Source organism: Streptomyces sp. NBC_01092, from assembly GCF_045039535.1.
Lineage (GTDB): Bacteria > Actinomycetota > Actinomycetes > Streptomycetales > Streptomycetaceae > Streptomyces.
In genome coordinates this window covers 705,204-720,934 of the sequence record NZ_CP108659.1, presented here as the reverse complement: position 1 = coordinate 720,934, position 15,731 = coordinate 705,204, and the positions used below count along the sequence as shown (strand labels likewise).

14 protein-coding genes are annotated in these 15,731 nt (G+C 71.5%); 5 read left to right on the top strand and 9 right to left on the bottom strand.

Annotated features, from left to right (window positions below; translation table 11 throughout):
- Positions 1 to 53 precede the first annotated feature (53 nt).
- Positions 54 to 746: a ribonuclease H gene (locus OG254_RS02985; RefSeq protein WP_405577016.1), complete on the top strand. Its 693-nt coding sequence runs from the start codon at positions 54 to 56 to the stop codon at positions 744 to 746.
- 19 nt (positions 747 to 765) lie between these two features.
- Here OG254_RS02985 and OG254_RS02980 read toward each other — a convergent pair whose 3' ends face one another.
- Both OG254_RS02980 and OG254_RS02975 read right to left on the bottom strand, forming a co-directional pair.
- A complete protein-coding gene (locus OG254_RS02980) occupies positions 766 to 1,590 on the bottom strand; it encodes a tyrosinase family protein (RefSeq protein WP_405577015.1) in 825 nt (274 codons plus the stop codon).
- A 34-nt stretch (positions 1,591 to 1,624) separates the two neighbouring features.
- A complete protein-coding gene (locus OG254_RS02975; protein ID WP_405577014.1) occupies positions 1,625 to 2,068 on the bottom strand; it encodes a tyrosinase cofactor in 444 nt (147 codons plus the stop codon).
- 360 nt (positions 2,069 to 2,428) lie between these two features.
- Here OG254_RS02975 and OG254_RS02970 point away from each other — a divergent pair, with 360 nt between their 5' ends.
- Positions 2,429 to 3,634, top strand: a complete 1,206-nt coding sequence (locus tag OG254_RS02970) for an FAD-dependent monooxygenase (RefSeq protein ID WP_405577013.1) — start codon at positions 2,429 to 2,431, stop codon at positions 3,632 to 3,634.
- Positions 3,635 to 3,641: 7 nt separating this feature from the next.
- Here OG254_RS02970 and OG254_RS02965 read toward each other — a convergent pair whose 3' ends face one another.
- Complete coding sequence (locus OG254_RS02965) at positions 3,642 to 5,333, bottom strand: cholesterol oxidase substrate-binding domain-containing protein (RefSeq protein ID WP_405577012.1); 1,692 nt, start codon at positions 5,331 to 5,333, stop codon at positions 3,642 to 3,644.
- 138 nt (positions 5,334 to 5,471) lie between these two features.
- Here OG254_RS02965 and OG254_RS02960 point away from each other — a divergent pair, with 138 nt between their 5' ends.
- The gene (locus OG254_RS02960; protein WP_405577011.1) at positions 5,472 to 6,455 is read left to right on the top strand and encodes an aldo/keto reductase; all 984 of its coding nucleotides are present in this window, start codon (positions 5,472 to 5,474) and stop codon (positions 6,453 to 6,455) included.
- An 88-nt stretch (positions 6,456 to 6,543) separates the two neighbouring features.
- Entirely contained in the window at positions 6,544 to 7,026 is a 483-nt protein-coding gene (locus tag OG254_RS02955; protein ID WP_351185982.1) for a DUF6328 family protein, read from the top strand.
- Positions 7,027 to 7,055: 29 nt separating this feature from the next.
- Here OG254_RS02955 and OG254_RS02950 read toward each other — a convergent pair whose 3' ends face one another.
- Positions 7,056 to 8,099 (bottom strand): hypothetical protein, encoded by a 1,044-nt coding sequence (locus OG254_RS02950; protein ID WP_405577010.1) that lies wholly within the window; start codon positions 8,097 to 8,099, stop codon positions 7,056 to 7,058.
- A 230-nt stretch (positions 8,100 to 8,329) separates the two neighbouring features.
- Here OG254_RS02950 and OG254_RS02945 point away from each other — a divergent pair, with 230 nt between their 5' ends.
- Entirely contained in the window at positions 8,330 to 9,766 is a 1,437-nt protein-coding gene (locus tag OG254_RS02945) for a serine hydrolase domain-containing protein (protein ID WP_405577009.1), read from the top strand.
- Here the strand turns inward: OG254_RS02945 and OG254_RS02940 are convergent, their stop codons facing one another.
- The 5 genes from OG254_RS02940 to OG254_RS02920 form a co-directional block, all read right to left on the bottom strand.
- A complete protein-coding gene (locus OG254_RS02940) occupies positions 9,767 to 11,404 on the bottom strand; it encodes a serine/threonine protein kinase (protein WP_405577008.1) in 1,638 nt (545 codons plus the stop codon). It lies immediately after the preceding gene.
- A gap of 157 nt (positions 11,405 to 11,561) precedes the next feature.
- Positions 11,562 to 12,521: a threonine/serine dehydratase gene (locus OG254_RS02935; RefSeq protein WP_405577007.1), complete on the bottom strand. Its 960-nt coding sequence runs from the start codon at positions 12,519 to 12,521 to the stop codon at positions 11,562 to 11,564.
- Positions 12,522 to 12,659: 138 nt separating this feature from the next.
- Positions 12,660 to 13,730, bottom strand: coding sequence for a polyprenyl synthetase family protein (locus OG254_RS02930; RefSeq protein ID WP_405577006.1), 1,071 nt, complete (start codon positions 13,728 to 13,730; stop codon positions 12,660 to 12,662).
- The gene (locus OG254_RS02925; RefSeq protein ID WP_405594817.1) at positions 13,727 to 14,791 is read right to left on the bottom strand and encodes a tetratricopeptide repeat protein; all 1,065 of its coding nucleotides are present in this window, start codon (positions 14,789 to 14,791) and stop codon (positions 13,727 to 13,729) included. Before OG254_RS02925 ends, OG254_RS02930 begins: the two co-directional genes overlap by 4 nt.
- Positions 14,792 to 14,994: 203 nt before the next feature.
- Complete coding sequence (locus OG254_RS02920; protein WP_405577005.1) at positions 14,995 to 15,672, bottom strand: AIM24 family protein; 678 nt, start codon at positions 15,670 to 15,672, stop codon at positions 14,995 to 14,997.
- Positions 15,673 to 15,731: the final 59 nt, after the last annotated feature.

Here is a 15,731-nt window from a genome sequence, read left to right as displayed (position 1 = left end):
CCACGACTGATCGGCGACCGCACCTGCGACCGGGCGGCCCGCCGGCCCATGGCATGATCGGGCACATGCTTGAACGTGTTGTGGCCGCGTGCGACGGGGCTTCCAAGGGAAATCCCGGGCCGGCGGGCTGGGCCTGGGTCGTCGCCGACGAGACTCAGACCCCGGTCCGCTGGGAGGCGGGACCGCTCGGCAAGGCCACCAACAACGTCGCGGAACTGACCGCACTGGAACGGCTCCTCACGGCGATCGACCCCGGCGTACCGCTGGAGATCCGCATGGACTCGCAGTACGCCATGAAGGCCGTCACCACGTGGCTGCCCGGCTGGAAGCGCAACGGCTGGAAGACGGCCGCCGGCAAGCCCGTCGCCAACCAGGACCTGGTCGTGCGCATCGACGAACTGCTCGACGGCCGCAAGGTCGAGTTCCGCTACGTCCCCGCCCACCAGGTCGACGGCGACCCGCTGAACGACTTCGCCGACCGCGCCGCGAGCCAGGCCGCCATGGTCCAGGAGTCAGCGAGCAGCGAGCTCGGCTCACCGGAGCCGCCGCCCTCCCCGGACACCCCGAAGGCCAAGGCGCCGGGCCGCAAGGCCGCTGCCTCCCGGAAGAACGGAAGCTCCGCGCGCACCATCAAGGCCAAGTTCCCCGGCCGGTGCCTGTGCGGCCGCAGTTATGCGGCGGGCGAGCCGATCGCCAAGAACGCCCAGGGCTGGGGCCACCCGGAGTGCCGCACCGCCGAGGCCTGAGCACCGGGCCCGGCGAGGCTCAGGCCGCGTCGAAGGTGTAGTGCGCGGTGTGGTCCAGCAGGTCGGCGGGGCGCACGTCGTTCCACGGCTTCATCGTGTCGCCCAGGTCGATCACGTTCGGCGTCCCGGCGGCCGGCAGATAGGTGGAGCCGGGGTGGCGCCGCTGCCAGTCCGCCCACAGCTTGTCGATGTAGGCGTGGTGCAGCCAGAACACCGGGTCGTTGGGCGACGCACCGGTCGCCATCTGCCCGCCGACCCACACATGCACCCGGTTGTGCAGATTGACGCCGCGCCAGCCTTCGAGGTGGTTGCGGAAGCCGTCCGACCCACTGTTCCAGGGCGCCATGTCGTACGTCGGCATGGCGAGCACGGAATCCACCTCGGCCGGGGTCGGCAACTCCCGCACGCCGGTGCCGAGCGAGCGGCGCAGGAACGTACGGCCGTCGACGCGCACGTTGATCGGCCAGTTGCCGGCCGACGCCGCGAACGGCCCGTCCGTCACCTGTCCGTCGCGGCTGCGCCCGGTGCCGCCCAGGAAGTCGGGCGCCCACAGCGAGGACCGTATCGAGCGGTCAGTGCTCCAGTCCCAGTACGGCAGCGCGACCGAGGCGTCCACCTCCTGCAACGCGCGCTCGAATTCGAGCAGGAATCTGCGGTGCCAGGGCAGGAACGACGGTGAGCGGTGGCCGGTGCGCTCACCGTTGTCGGTGTCGCCGACGATGAAGGCGTTGTGGGTCGTGACGAACGCGTCGTAGCGGCCGCTGCGCTTCAACTCCAGGAGGGCGGCGACGAATCGGCGCTTCTCGTCGGCGGTCAGGCTGGCCTGGTTCTTGCGGACGGTCATGGTCGCTGGTGCTCCAAAGTGCGGGTAGGGCGGTTCAGTTGGCGGGGAAGGGCAGCAGTGCGGCGCCCTGGAGTTCGTCCACTGCGGCGCGGGCGACGGCCCGCGGGGTGGGCACCGGGTCGTAGTGGCTGACGACGCTGATCCAGCTGCCGTCGGCGTTGCGCATCACATGGAGCTCGATGTCGTCGACGAACACGGCGTAACCGCCGCCGTGATGCTGGTGGGCGCCGCCCGCGGCCGGCCGGCCCTGTATCAGGCGGCCCTTGTAGACCTCGTCGAAGGACGCCGGGGCGTGCTGGTCGTGGCCAGAGTGGCCTGTGTGCTCAGAGCGCTCCGGATGCTCCGGGTGTCCCGCGTGCTGCGGGTGTCTCGGGTCCTCCGAGGCGGACGCGGTCAGGGCGGTGACCGTCGTGACGCCGGCGGCGGTGGCGAGGGCGGCCGCGGCGGTGAGCGCACGGCGACGACTGAGTTCCGGCATGCGGACCTCCTGGGTGGGTTCGATGGTTGGTTCGGTTGCTGACTCCGCATATGCCTATCGGGCTTGACCACAGCGGGAGAAATCGGTCGACAGCTGTTGGCTTCGATCCGGACAAGTGGCCACATGTCGTGCAGGGTTGAACGAAGATGATCTTGTCGCGATGGGTGCCGATACGTACCCGGAATGGGGAATTCCTTCCCCTGGGCGTCATGTTCCCGCCGGTCCTTCGCGGGCCGGGGCGGCGTCAGTGGTGTGTCTCACCCGCTGAAACTGGCGCGATCCGGAGTGCCGCGGGACGGCGCCCGACTCCTGCTACCCTGCGGTCCGAAATGACCGGATTGGCAATATCTGGGGGCATGTGTGAAGGTCGCCTGCGTCGGCGGCGGGCCTGCCGGCCTGTATCTCTCGATCCTGCTGAAGCTGCGGGACCCGTCCCACGACATCACCGTCCACGAACGCAACCCGGAGGGCATCACCTACGGCTGGGGCGTCACGTACTGGCGCGGGCTGCTCGACAAACTGCACGCCCACGACCCCGTGACGGCACGCGCCATCGAGGCGAGCTCGGTCCGCTGGAGCGCGGGCGTGGCCCACGTACGGGACCTGACGACCCGTCGGCCCGGCGACGAGGGGCACGGCATCGGCCGCCACCGGCTGCTGGAGATCCTCGCCGAGCGCGCCCGCTCGCTGGGCGTACGTCTGGAGTTCGGGCACGCCATCGCCCCGGACGACCTGCCCACGGCCGACCTGGTCGTCGCGGGCGACGGCGTGCACAGCACCCTGCGCACCCGCCATGCCGACCACTTCGGCACGCGGGTCGAGACCGGCCGCAACCGCTACATCTGGCTGGGCACCAGCAAGGCCTTCGACGCCTTCACCTTTGCCTTCGCCGAGACCGACCACGGCTGGATCTGGTGCTACGGCTACGGCTTCGGACCCGACGCCGGCACCTGCGTCGTCGAGTGCGCCCCAGAGACCTGGACGGGCCTCGGCCTCGACACCGTGCCCGACGCCGACGGACCGGCCCTGCTGGAGAAGCTCTTCGCCGGGGCCCTCGACGGCCACCCCCTCATCGGCCGCCCGTCCGCCGACGGCAGCACGCAGTGGCTGAACTTCCGCACCCTCACCAACCGCACCTGGCACCGCGGCAACCTCGTCCTGATCGGCGACGCCGCCCATACCACCCACTACTCCATCGGTGCCGGTACGACCCTCGCCCTGGAGGACGCCATCGCTCTCGCGGACGCCCTCCATGAACGGCCCGCCCTCCCGGATGCCCTCGCCCACTACGAACGGGAGCGCCGACAGGCCCTGTTGTCCCTCCAGAGCGCCGCCCGCCACAGCGCCCTGTGGTACGAGAACCTGCCCCGCTACATCCACCTGCCCCCGCAGCAGATGTTCGCCCTGCTCGGCCAGCGCCACTCACCCCTGCTGCCCTACGTGCCACCCCAGCTGTACTACCGGATCGACAGGGCCGCCGGGCAACTTCAGACGCTGCGCCGCCTCAAGCGCTGGCTCGGCCCGAAGGTCGCGCGCACCGTGCACGCGAGGGCGTCCCGTAAGTAGCCCCGCCTCACCGGAACAACCGGTCGAGGAAGGCGTTGCCGAACACCCCGTGCGGATCGAGCCGGTCCAAGGTCCCGGAGGCCTCGCCCCACACGTCCTGTCCGAAGGCACCGGGCACGACCGCGCCGAGCACCTCGCCGTCGCTCCAGGCGGCGTCCTTCGTGTAGGCCCAGCCCTTCGACCACTCGACGCGGGTCATGGCGTACTCACCGTCGAAGGTACGCAGCAGGAACCGCTCGATCTGGCTCAGGAACGCCTCCGCGTACGGCGTCCCCGGCAGGGTCAGGATGTTGAGCCACACGGCCGTGTCCCACTCGGGACGCTCGCCGCGCGGCCGGAGCGCCGACAGCAGCGGGGCCCGCGCCCCGTCGACGCCCGCGTCCGCCGGATCGTCCAGGCCGGTCACCCGGATCTCCACCGAACCGTTGACCGGGAACCGGCCCCGGCCGGCATACGCCGCGAGCCGCTCCCGGTAGAAGGCCGTGAACTCGGCGACGACACGCTGCACTTGGTCCCGGCCGGTGAGCACCGCGTATCCGTTCGTGGCGATCCTCAGGGTCGTCGGCCTCAGATACAGCAGCGTGTTCTTGGACGGCCCCCAGATGTCCGCCGACAGGGTGGTCACGAGCCCGAGGGCCGCCACGTCGTACTGCGCGTTGCCGAGCACCGGCGCCAGGTACCAGGCCCCGTCCGACACGATGCGTCCCACGAGGTCCGCCACCGGGGTCGGCACGCTGTCGGAGAACGGGTAGTTGTACGGCGCCGTCACGTGCCGCGAGGCCGGCGGCCTGGTGGGGGAGACGCTCCACAACTTCAGCCACGGGTGCTCGGTGAAGGCGAACCAGATCGCCTCGACCCGTCCGGCCCGGTCCAGGAAGCTCTCCAGGGAGCGTCCCGCGGTGCCGGGCGCGGCGAAGAGCTCGCGGGCCGGGATGTCCGTACGGCTGACACACCGCAGATTGGTGTTCGCGCCGACCCGCAGCACCACTTCGGTGACCAGGGAGCGGCCGAGATGGGTGAGCAGCGCGGCGCAGTCCGCCTCGGCGCGATCGTAGGTCCGCAGCGCATAGGCGCCACTGTCCTCGTCCCAGACGACGGCCGTCAGCGACAGTACGAGATTGCTCAGCGAGCGGTAGGTGTGGCCGGGCAGTCGCTGCTCGCCCCGCGCCGGTACGGCGGTGCCGTGCGCGTCGATGGCCAGGGCTCCGCCGAGGGTGAGGTTGCCGGGTGCGGGCGCGGCGGTGACGCCGAGGCCGTGTTCCTCCAGGTAGGTGAGCAGGGACTCCAGGGTGCTGCCGGTGCCGGCGCGCACCGAGGTCGCGGACTCCAGGGACAGGCCGGTGAGATGAGAGGCGGTGTCGACGAGGAGGACCGGCGCGTCCGACGCCGTGCCCGGCGTGATCGTCAGCGGCGACCAACCGTGCGAGGCACCCCGGGCGCGGACCCTCCAGCCGTGCCGCCAGGCCCAGTTGACGACGGCGACCACCTGGTCCGGGCCGGTCGGCGCGCAGGCCCACAGCCCGTCGGCGGTGATCTCGCCGACCCAGTTGCGGTACGCCGAGCGGTGCAGCGCCACTTCGAGCGGGAAGTCCGGCAACTCCTGTGCCGCGACGGCCGGATCGGCCGGGAGGAGGGTCGGTACGGCGGCCAGGGCGGCGGCGGTGCGCAGGAAGCCCCTGCGGGTGAAGTCGTCGATCACGGGCCCAAGCTAGGATCGCCCCCCACAGCAACCGCTTGCGCGCCGAGCCGATTCACTCGTGTGAGTGAACGATTCACAGGGAGCGTGGGCGGAGGGGCCCGCTCCGCCCACGCGGTCGGCGAATGGCACACTGACGCCATGGACGAGCGTGTAATCGGTAGGTCGGGTCAGCGGGCATCCGTCGTCGGTCTCGGTACGTGGCAGCTGGGCGCCGACTGGGGAGACGTGGACGACAAGGAAGCCCTTGCGGTTCTGGACGCGGCGGTCGAGTCGGGGGTGACCTTCTTCGACACGGCCGACGTCTACGGCGACGGGCGCAGCGAGCAGACCATCGCCGCCTTCCTGCGCGACAGGCCGGAGCTCGACGTCTTCGTGGCGACCAAGATGGGCCGCCGCGTCGACCAGATCCCTGAGAACTACGTCCTCGACAACTTCCGCGCCTGGAACGACCGTTCGCGCCGTAACCTCGGCGTGGACCGCATCGACCTGGTCCAGCTGCACTGCCCGCCGACGCCGGTCTACTCGACGGACGAGGTGTTCGACGCCCTGGACACCCTCGTCGAGGAGGAGTGCATCGCCCAGTACGGCGTCAGCGTGGAGACCTGCGCCGAGGCGCTGACTGCCATCGCCCGGCCGGGCGTGGCCAGTGTGCAGATCATCCTCAACGCGTTTCGCATGAAGCCGCTGCTGGAGGTGCTGCCCGCGGCCGAGGAGGCGGGCGTCGGCATCATCGCGCGCGTCCCGCTGGCCTCCGGTCTGCTGTCCGGCAAGTACACCAAGGACACCGTCTTCCCGGCGAACGACCACCGCACCTATAACCGGCACGGCGAGTCCTTCGACCAGGGCGAGACCTTCTCCGGCGTCGACTACGCCTCCGGTGTGGAGGCCGCCGTCGAGTTCGCCGCCCTCGCCCCGGAGGGCTTCACGCCGGCCCAGCTGGCGCTGCGCTGGATCATCCAGCAGCCGGGTGTGACCACCGTGATCCCGGGCGCCCGCTCGCCCGAGCAGGCCCGCGCCAACGCGGACGCCGCCGCGCTGCCGGAGCTGTCCGACGAGACGCTCGCCGCGATCCAGGACCTCTACGCCCGACGGATCAAGGAACAGGTGGAAAACCGCTGGTAGACGCGGTACGGCTCCGGGGGAGGCGGCGAGCCCGCCGCTCCCGGACCCGCACCGTTTGAGGGTTTCGCGCCGTGGTTACCCGGACCGCATGATGGACCAGGAAAAGCGGACAGGACGCGACGAGACGGAGGAGGAGCGGGCCGACCGCAGGTGGCTCGAACTCATCCAGGAGGTCCGGGTGGCCCAGACGGGTGTCCAGATCCTGTTCGGCTTCCTGCTCACCGTCGTCTTCACCACCAAGTACGACACCCTCGGCGACACGGAACAGACCATCTACATCGTGACGGTCGTCCTGGGCGCCACCGCCACCGGCGCCCTGATCGGTCCTGTGTCCCTGCACCGCATGGTGTCGGGGCAGCGCATCAAACCGCAGGCCGTGGAGTGGGCCTCCCGGTTGACCTCCGTCGGCCTGGTCCTGCTGCTGGCCACGATGGCGTCCGCGCTGCTGCTGATCCTGCGGGTCGCCATGGATGACGACTTCGTGCCCTGGCTGGTCGCGGGCGTGGTCGCCTGGTACGTGGTGTGTTGGTTCGTACTGCCTCTGTGGACACGCCGCCGCTACACAGAGTGAGCGGCGGCGCGTCGGTGGAGTGAGCGCGGCTACTCCTGTCGCGCCGCGCCATCCCGAGTGCCGCGCAGAGCCGCGATGGCCGTGGCGATGGCCTCCTGGAGCTCCTCCAACTGCTGGACCATGTCGTCCTCGACGAACTCCTGCACATCGTCGAAGGTCAGCTCCTCGAAGACCTTCGTCGCCCGCTGCAGGCTGCTGTAGAACTTCGTCCGCCGCTCCTGCACCCGCAGCTCGGGGTCGGCCTCGACGGCCTCGACGACGAGGGACTTCATGGCGCCGTAGGCCTCGGTGGCCCACTCACCGGTGTCCTCGTCCTCCTCCAGCTCGTCGATGAGCGACAGATGCCGTTCGGCCTCCTGGCGCAGGTCCACGGGCGCGTCGACGGTCTGCCCGGCCGGCGTCTTGATCTGGCCGGACTCGGCGATCTGGCGGACGTAGTCGAGCCGGTCGGCCGACCGGCTTTCGGTGGCGACGGCCTTCTTCAGGTCGTCGGTGCGTACGACGTCCCGCGCCAACTCGGCCTGCAGGTCCGGGTCTTCGCGGACCCGGTCGAGCAGCGCCTGGCGGGCCGCGCGGGCGGTGGAGGGGTCGGCGAGGATGGCCGCGCGCAGCGCGGTGGGGTTCTCGGCGACCTCCAGGGCCTTCGTCGGGCGGATGCCCTCGGCCTCGGCCGCTTCCGTGATGGCGGTGCCGCGCTCGGAGGTGGCGCTGTTGCGGGAGACGTAGTAGCTGAGCCACACGTCCGAGTCCGGCAGCTCCACCTCCTGGCCCGGCGCGAGGGCCTCGAACTGCGGGACGAGACCGTCGTCGGCGGCCCGGTCCCAGGCCTTGTAGTAGCGCATGACGCGCTCGGGGGAGCACCCGGCGAGTTCGGCGAACTCCTTCGCGGACACCTTCGGTGTCTCGTCGGCGCCCTGACCGCCGGGCCGCACGCTGCGGGCCACCATCAGGCCGAAGGCCCACCCGCCGGTCCGCGCGTAGACCCCGAACTCACGTGCGTCGCGCGCGACGAGGTCGGACAGCGGGGCCTGGGGTGCGGAGGACGTCTCGGGTGGGACGAACGCCAGTGTCACGGATGACTCTCCTGTACAAGCTGCTGGGACGGCAAAAGTGCCGACCGGCAGCTTATGGCACCCGTGCGGGACGCCCGCGCGGTGCAGCATCTCGCGGTGCACAGCCACGGGCGGGCCAGCCCTCGCCTCCCCCGGACAGGCACGCTGAAAACGGGACGGACGGGGCGGGTGTGGGGGCGAGGTTCGAGGAGGTCCCTGTCCACGCCGGAGTGTCGGGGGAGGATGCACGTATGTCTGCCCGTGCGCTGCCTTCGAGCACCCCCGCCGCCCAGGGCGTCGACGCCGCCGGTGTCCTCGCCTTCCTCGACGCACTCGACGCCACCCCCACGATCGAGCCGCACAGCCTGATGATCCTGCGGCACGGCCATCTGGTCGCCTCCGGCTGGTGGGCGCCGTACACCGCCGAACGCCCGCAGTTGCTCTACTCGATCAGCAAGAGCTTCACCGCGACCGCCGCCGGGATCGCCGCCGCCGAGGGGCTGATACGGCTCGACGACCCGGTGATCTCGTACTTCCCCGAGTTCGAGGCCGACATCACCGATCCGCGCAGCCGCGCGATGCTCGTGCGGCACGTGGCGTCCATGGCCAGCGGGCACGAGGCGGACACCGTCTTCGAGGCGCGGGAACGCGACCGCGAGGACCTCGTGCGCGGCTTCCTCCTGGTGCCCCCGCCCCGTGACCCGGGCACGGTCTTCGCGTACAACCAGCCCGCCACCTTCACGCTCTCCGCCATCGTGCAGCGCACGAGCGGCCAGTCGCTGACCGAGTACCTGCGGCCGCGCCTGCTGGATCCGCTCGGCATCGGAGAGGTCGCGTGGCTGCGCGACCGCAGCGGCCGGGAGCTCGGCTTCAGCGGACTGCACGCCACCACCGACGCGATCGCCCGGCTCGGCCAGCTGTATCTGCGCGGCGGTGTCTGGGAGGGCGAGCGGCTGCTGCCCGAGTGGTGGGTGGACGAGGCCACGCGCACTCAGATCCCGAACGCCGGCGCGATGCCCGGGGACGACTGGCAGCGGGGCTACGGCTTCAAGTTCTGGATGTCCCGGCACGGCTATCGCGGTGACGGCGCGTTCGGTCAGTTCTGCATCGTGCTGCCCGAACACGACGCCGTCATCGCGACGACGGCGGACACCTGGGACATGCAGACCCTCCTGAACCTGGTCTGGGAGCATCTGCTGCCCGCGTTCGGGCCCGCGCCCCGCACGGGCGGCGAGGCGGCGGACACGGCCCTGGCGGAGCGGCTGGCCGGCCTGGCGCTGCCGGCCGCCGCCGGTGAGCCCGCGCCGCCCGAGGGTGCCGAGGCCTGGTCCGCCGCCGCGTTCACGCCGGACGGCGGGGTCTGCGGGCCGCTGCCCAAGCTGACGGCGATCGACCTCACGCCCGGCGCGGACGGCTGGACCCTGACGCTCACCGAGGACGGCCACCCGCTTCAGGTGCGGCTCGGTCAGGCCGGATGGACCGTCACCGAGGAGCCGGTGCCCACCGCCGTCAGCGGCGGCTGGACCGACGCCGGCACCCTCGTCGTGGACGTCGCCTTCCTGGAGACCCCGCACCATCTGGACGTGACCTGCTCGCTCAAAGACCGGACGTTCACGGCCCGTTGGCGCACGGACCCGCTGCACGGGCTGCCGCTGCGGGCGATGCACACACCCCGAGCGTCGGCCTGATCAGTCCCCGGGAACCCGGAAGGTCCGCAGGAAGACGTCCAGCGCCTCCTGGTTCTCGGGGTCGTTCCAGTCGTCCTCCGGGGTGATCCAGCGCAGCGAGTAGCCACGTTGGTCATCGATGACGAAGCCGCGGCCGAAGGTACGCAGGCGGGTGCCGTCCTTCCCTGAGACCCACTCCATGTCGGCGGCCTCGTAGCCCTGGTACGTGGTCGCCTCGATATCGCCGATCCGCTGGAAACCGCCGCCCGCCTCCAGTTGGGGCTGGACGTCGTCGCGCCAGACGGCGACGGGATCCGGTCCCAGCACCTCGCTGTAGGTGACCGCCAGCCCGCGCTCATCGCCGTCGCCGCTGAAGAGGACGCGGTACGCCACGTCCGAGGCGCGCTTGGTGGCCAGCGGCTGCCAGCCCTCCGGTAGGGCGACCGAGAAGCCGTCCGGTGACTTGTACGTCCGGAATCCGTCGGGCAGGACCGGGGCCGACGGGGAAGCGGTGGGGGACCCCGACCCCGACCCCGTTCCAGACCCCGCCCCCGCCCCTGTCCCCGTCTCTGGCTCCTCCTGAGTGGGGGACGTGCTGGGCGTGCCCGTGGGGGACTGGGAGGTCGGCGCGCCGGCGGAGGCGGACGGGCCGGGCGTCGTACCCGCCGCCGAGGAGTCCGTGTCGTCCTGCCTGGCGTTGGTCACCACGAGGACGGCCGCCGCCACGGTGACCACGGCCAGCGCGGTGCCGACGACCATGGCGCGTCTGCCCCAGGTCGGTGCGACGGCGCATCGACCGCGCATCCGGGGGCGCCCCGCCGCCGGGCCGCCCGCCTCGGGATCCTCGTTGAGGACGCGGTCGAACGCCTCGCGGACCACCGGTCTGCTCAGCCGCTCCCGGGAGTCCTTGCGCAACAGGCCCTGCACGGCCTGGGTGAGCGGCCCGGCACGCACCGGGGCGCGCAGCGGGAGCCGGTCGACTCCCTTCAACGTGGCCTCGGGCCGGTCCCGTTCGCGATACGGCGGGCGTCCCTCGACCATCGTGTACAGGATCGCGCCCAGCGCCCACAGATCGGACGCCGGCCCGATCCGCTCGTCGCGGGCCTGCTCCGGCGACGCGTACGACGGAGCGGCGACACGGGGTGCGAGGGTCGCGCCGGCCAGGCCGAAGCCGGTGACCACCACGGACCCGTCGGCGCCCACGAACACCTGGCCCGGGCTCAGCTCGCCGTGTGTGATGCCCGCGACATGCGCGGCCTCCAGCACATCGAGCAGTTCGAGGCCGATGCGCGCGGCCCGCACATAGTTGAACGTGCCCTGCTGGGCGAGGAGTTCCCCGAGCGGTGTGCCGTCGATCCACTCGGTGACGATCCACAGGCTGCCGGACTCCTCGACGACGTCCAGCACGGCTGCCACCCGGCCCGGGCGCAGCAGCCCTATCCGCTCCGAGGTGCGCAGGATGCGCGAGGTGGCCCGGCGCCGGTCGTCCGGGCTCGGGTCGTCCGGAAGCCCGATCTGGGTGAGGAGGCACTGACGTTCGGTCTCCAGGTCCTCGCCGTAGTATCCGACGCGGTTCGTCTCGCGCTGGACGACATCGACGAGCCGGTACCTCCCGGCGACCAACTCGGCTGTGGAGACGCGCGCCTTGACCATGGCCATCCCTCGCTGAACCCCTGGCTCTCATTTCTCACAGGAAGTACGGGAGGCATCACCGGAAGCGTTCAACGAAAACCCCAACTAAAGGGCGCTTCTTTTCATTTGCTTTCTTACGCATGAGTAAGCTGGCGAAAAGGCCGGGGAATTGGTCGCGAATGCTTCAGCGAAGGCCGAAATCCGTCGCCCAGCGCTGCATGTCCGAGGTCGTCGCGTTGCCTCCGCACACGACCAGCCCGAGCCGGGCGCCCGCCCCGACCCGCTCCAGCACACGGCGCGCCGCCGGCAGCAGACTGCCGGCGGCCGGCTCGGTCCACACCTTGGCGTGCTCGGCGAGGTCGAGCACGCCCCGCACCGCCTCCCGGTCCGGGACCACGAGCACCTCGTCGACCAGGGCCGACACATGGTCGTACGTCAGCTGCGACACGGCCGGCGCGCTGAGCGTCGACACGATCGACGACAGCGCCACCGGCACCGGCCCGCCCGCCGCCAGCGCCTGTGACATGGCCTCGGCGCCCTCGGTCTCCACACCCCAGATCCGCAACGCAGGCCGGCGGGCCCGCAGCGCGACCGCGACACCGGCGATGAGCCCACCGCCCCCGACACTGACGATCACGTCCGTGAGTTCACCGGCGTCACGCGCCAGCTCCAGCCCGACGGTGCCCTGCCCGGCGATCACCAGGGGGTCGTCGAAGGGATGCACGAGGGTCAGCCCCTCGTCCCGCAGCCGGGTGACCAGCGAGAACGCCCCGTCCATGTCGTCCGTCAGCCGCACCGACGCCCCGGCGTCCTCGGCGATCCGCACGGCGTGCGCGGGCGCCGAACGCGGCATGACCACCGTGGCCTTCACGTCGAGGACGGCGGCGGTCATCGCCAGGGCGATGCCGTGGTTGCCGCCGCTCACCGCGACGACCCCGGCGGCGCGCTGGTCGTCGGTCAGCGACAGCAGCTTCGCCGTCGCCCCGCGGGCCTTGAACGACCCGGTGCGCTGGAGGAGTTCGAGCTTGGCCGTGACCGGGACACCGAGCAGGTCCGACAGGCCGGGGCTGGGTACGGTCGGGGTGTGTACGACGTGTCCGGCGATGAGGTCGGCCGCGGCTTCGACATCCGAGATCCCGATCAAGGCAGTCACCCTTCCGGCGCGGGGCGTGGATCCGCGCCGTTCGGCACCCTGGCCCGACGGACGCCGCCGGTCAACCCGGTTTCGCCGGCGGCGGCACGGCGCTGCCGAAGGCCACCGCCGAACGAGTGGACCGCGCTCTCACAGGTCGCGCCGCACGAGGAAGCCGAGCAGCGAGCGCAGCTCCTCGGCGGGCCCCGCCTCCATCGGTACGTCCGCCAGGGCCACCTCCACGGCGGCGACATGACGCCGTGCCTCCGCGAGCGCGGCCGAGCGGCCGCCCGCCTCCTCGATGAGCGTGGCCACTTCGCCGGGATCGGCGTCCGATTCCAGCATCGCGGCGAGTCGACCGGCGAGGGGCGAGTCGAGTGCGACCAGCACGGGATACGTCTTCTTGCGCTCCCGCAGATCACCGTGGACCGGTTTGCCGGTGACGGCGGGGTCGCCCCAGATGCCGAGCAGATCGTCCACGACCTGGAAGGCGATGCCCAGATGCCGGCCCGCGCGGTCGAGGGCGGCGACGGTCGCGGGCGGCGCGCCGCCGAGCAGGGCGCCCAGCGCGGCCGCGCAGCCCAGCAGGGCGCCCGTCTTGCGCTCGGCCATCGTCCGGTACTCGTCCGGCCGCACCCGCTCCGGACCCGTCCAGGGACGCGTGGCGAACAGCAGGTCGTCCGCCTGCCCGCGCACCAGGTCCTGCAACGCCTCGGACAGCAGCCGTATCGCCCGGGACCCCGCAGGTGCCGCCGCGAGTGTCTCGACGGCCAGCGCGAACAGCGCGTCCCCCGCGAGGACGGCGGGTCCCGTGCCGTACGCCTTCCACACGGTGGGGCGGCGCCGCCGTGCCTCGTCGCCGTCCATGATGTCGTCGTGCAGCAGGGAGAAGGCGTGCACCAGCTCCACCGCGACCGCCCCGGGCACCGCGACCCGACCGGGAGCGCCGGCCGCCTCCGCCCCGAGCACCGCCAGCGCCTGCCGTACGCCCTTGCCGCCGGAGGAGGCGGCCGGCGCGCCGCCCACCTCGCACCAGCCGAAGGAGTACGCGGCCATCTCGCCGACCCATGGATGCGTTCGGTCCACTGCCTCCCTGAGCGCCGGGCGCACCAAGGTCCGGCAGCGGTCGAGGACTTGCCCGGCGTCCACCGGTGTGCGGACCGGCGTGGCGCGCCGACCGGTGTCGGCCGGGGCCCGGAGTGCCGAAGAGAAGGCCGTCATCGTGCGCCCACCGCCTCGGCGCCCGCCATCGCGTCCTCACCGACGCCGAACTCCTGCTGCGCCCGAGCCACCATCTCCCGCGCGTGCCGCAGCCCGATCCGCTCCAGCACCACGGCCAGCTCGGCGAGTTCGGCGGCGGTCTCGGTGCGATCGCGCCCCAGCTGGGCCCGCGACTTCGCCAGCCCCAGCCGGGACAGCGCCTGACCGCGTGGCTCGCTCATTGCGCGGAACTCCGACAGCGCCAGCTCGTACAGCTCCCGCGCCTCGGCGTAACGCCCGGCCCGGTAGAGGACGTTGCCGCGCATCTTGTGGTTGTAGGCCAGCGCGCTGGACAGCTTCATCGTGCGGCACGTGGTCTCCGCCTCGGACAGCAGGGCCAGCGCCCTCTCCACGTCGCCGTCGCGCACGGAGACGACATCGGCGAGCCCGCGCAGCGCCCAGGCATGGCCACGCCGGTCCTCGGCGCGCGCGGCGATCTCGCCGGCCTCCTCGAACAGGGCGTACGCGGTGTCGTACGAGCCGGTCTGGCGGTGGATCTGCGCGATGCCCTCCAGCGCCCACACGGTGTGCCGGGCCTCACCGCGCCGCCGGGCCTCGGCCAGCAGCTGCTCGTGCAGCCGGTGGACGGCGTCGTAGTCGCCCTGGATGCGGCCGGTCTCCGCCAGCCCGGCCAGCGAGTAACCGCGTACGACGATGTCGCCGCCCCTCTCGCCGAGGTCGGCCGCGAGCTGAAGCAGCCGCCGGGCCAGCGGGAACGCGCCGCGCTGGCGGGCCAGCGTGCCGCCGCTCCACATCGCCCAGGCCATCGCCCCCGTGTCGCCGGCTTCCCGGGCGGCGCGGTAGCTCGCCTTCCAGGCCCGGTCGGCGTCCCCGATCTGCCCCAGCCGGCGGTGCGCCTCGGCGACCGCGAGCCCGGAGCGCGCCGCCTCACCGTGCTCGCCGGACCGCTCGGCCGCTCTCAACTGCTCGGTGCCGGCGGCCAGGACGTCGGTGAGCGACGAGTTCACGGACAAAGTGGTCAGGGCGCCCTGGTACTCCGGGGCGAATGCCTTGCCGTACATCGATGCCTTTCGATCGATATACACGCCGTCTATACTCTCTGTGTATACATGGTGCGTATACGTGATGGGTATACATGGCGTGTATAGAGCGTTGAGAACCGGCCCTGGCCAAACGATCGGCCAGGGCTTCACCTGTTGTCGATCAAGACGTCGGCAGGGCGGAGTGGGTTGCTCGTGAGGCGCAGATCACCTCGCGGGGGCGTTCAGTGCTGCTGCGGCTTCTGGGGTGTCGCCTCGCTCGGCCGTACGACGACATATCCCTGACCTTGCAGCATCAGCTGCACGGCTTCCCCGGAACCGCCGCGCAGCATCGAACCGAGGGACTGCGAGCGATGCAGCGAGGTCTGCAGTCCGGCGGTCCAGCCGACCACCGCGTCCGTGTCGACGTACACCGGGTACTGCTGCGAGACCGGGATGACCAGCGGATTGCCGTCGCAGATCAGGCCCAGCCTGCCCTGGCCCGTGAAGACGCTGTTGAACAGACCGCCGCCGGTGATGCCCGCACCCTTCACCGTCGCTATCCGGTACGACAACGAGGCGTCGAAACACAGCACGTTGCGGCCGTTGACCGTGAACTCGTCGCCGGGGCCGACGTCGACGACGAAGCAGTTCTGCGCCTCGTGCGCGAACCAGGCCTCGCCCTGCCCGCGCACCGCCATCAGCGGCAGCCCCTCACCGGTCACGGCCCGCTTGAGCATGCCGCCCACGCCCTGGCCCTTGCGCTCGAACTGGAGGTTGCCGCGGTAGGCGACCATCGCGCCCTGGCGGGCGTGCATCTCGCCGTTCACCGCGTACTTGATGCATTTGGCGTTCTCGATCGTCATGCCCGGCGCCGTGGCCGGCTGGACCATGTGCTCGCTGGAAAACAGGTCACCCTTCATACGGGCATCGTGTCCCGGACGGTGCCCTTCCGCCTAGATCGCGGCGTGTCGTCGCCCCG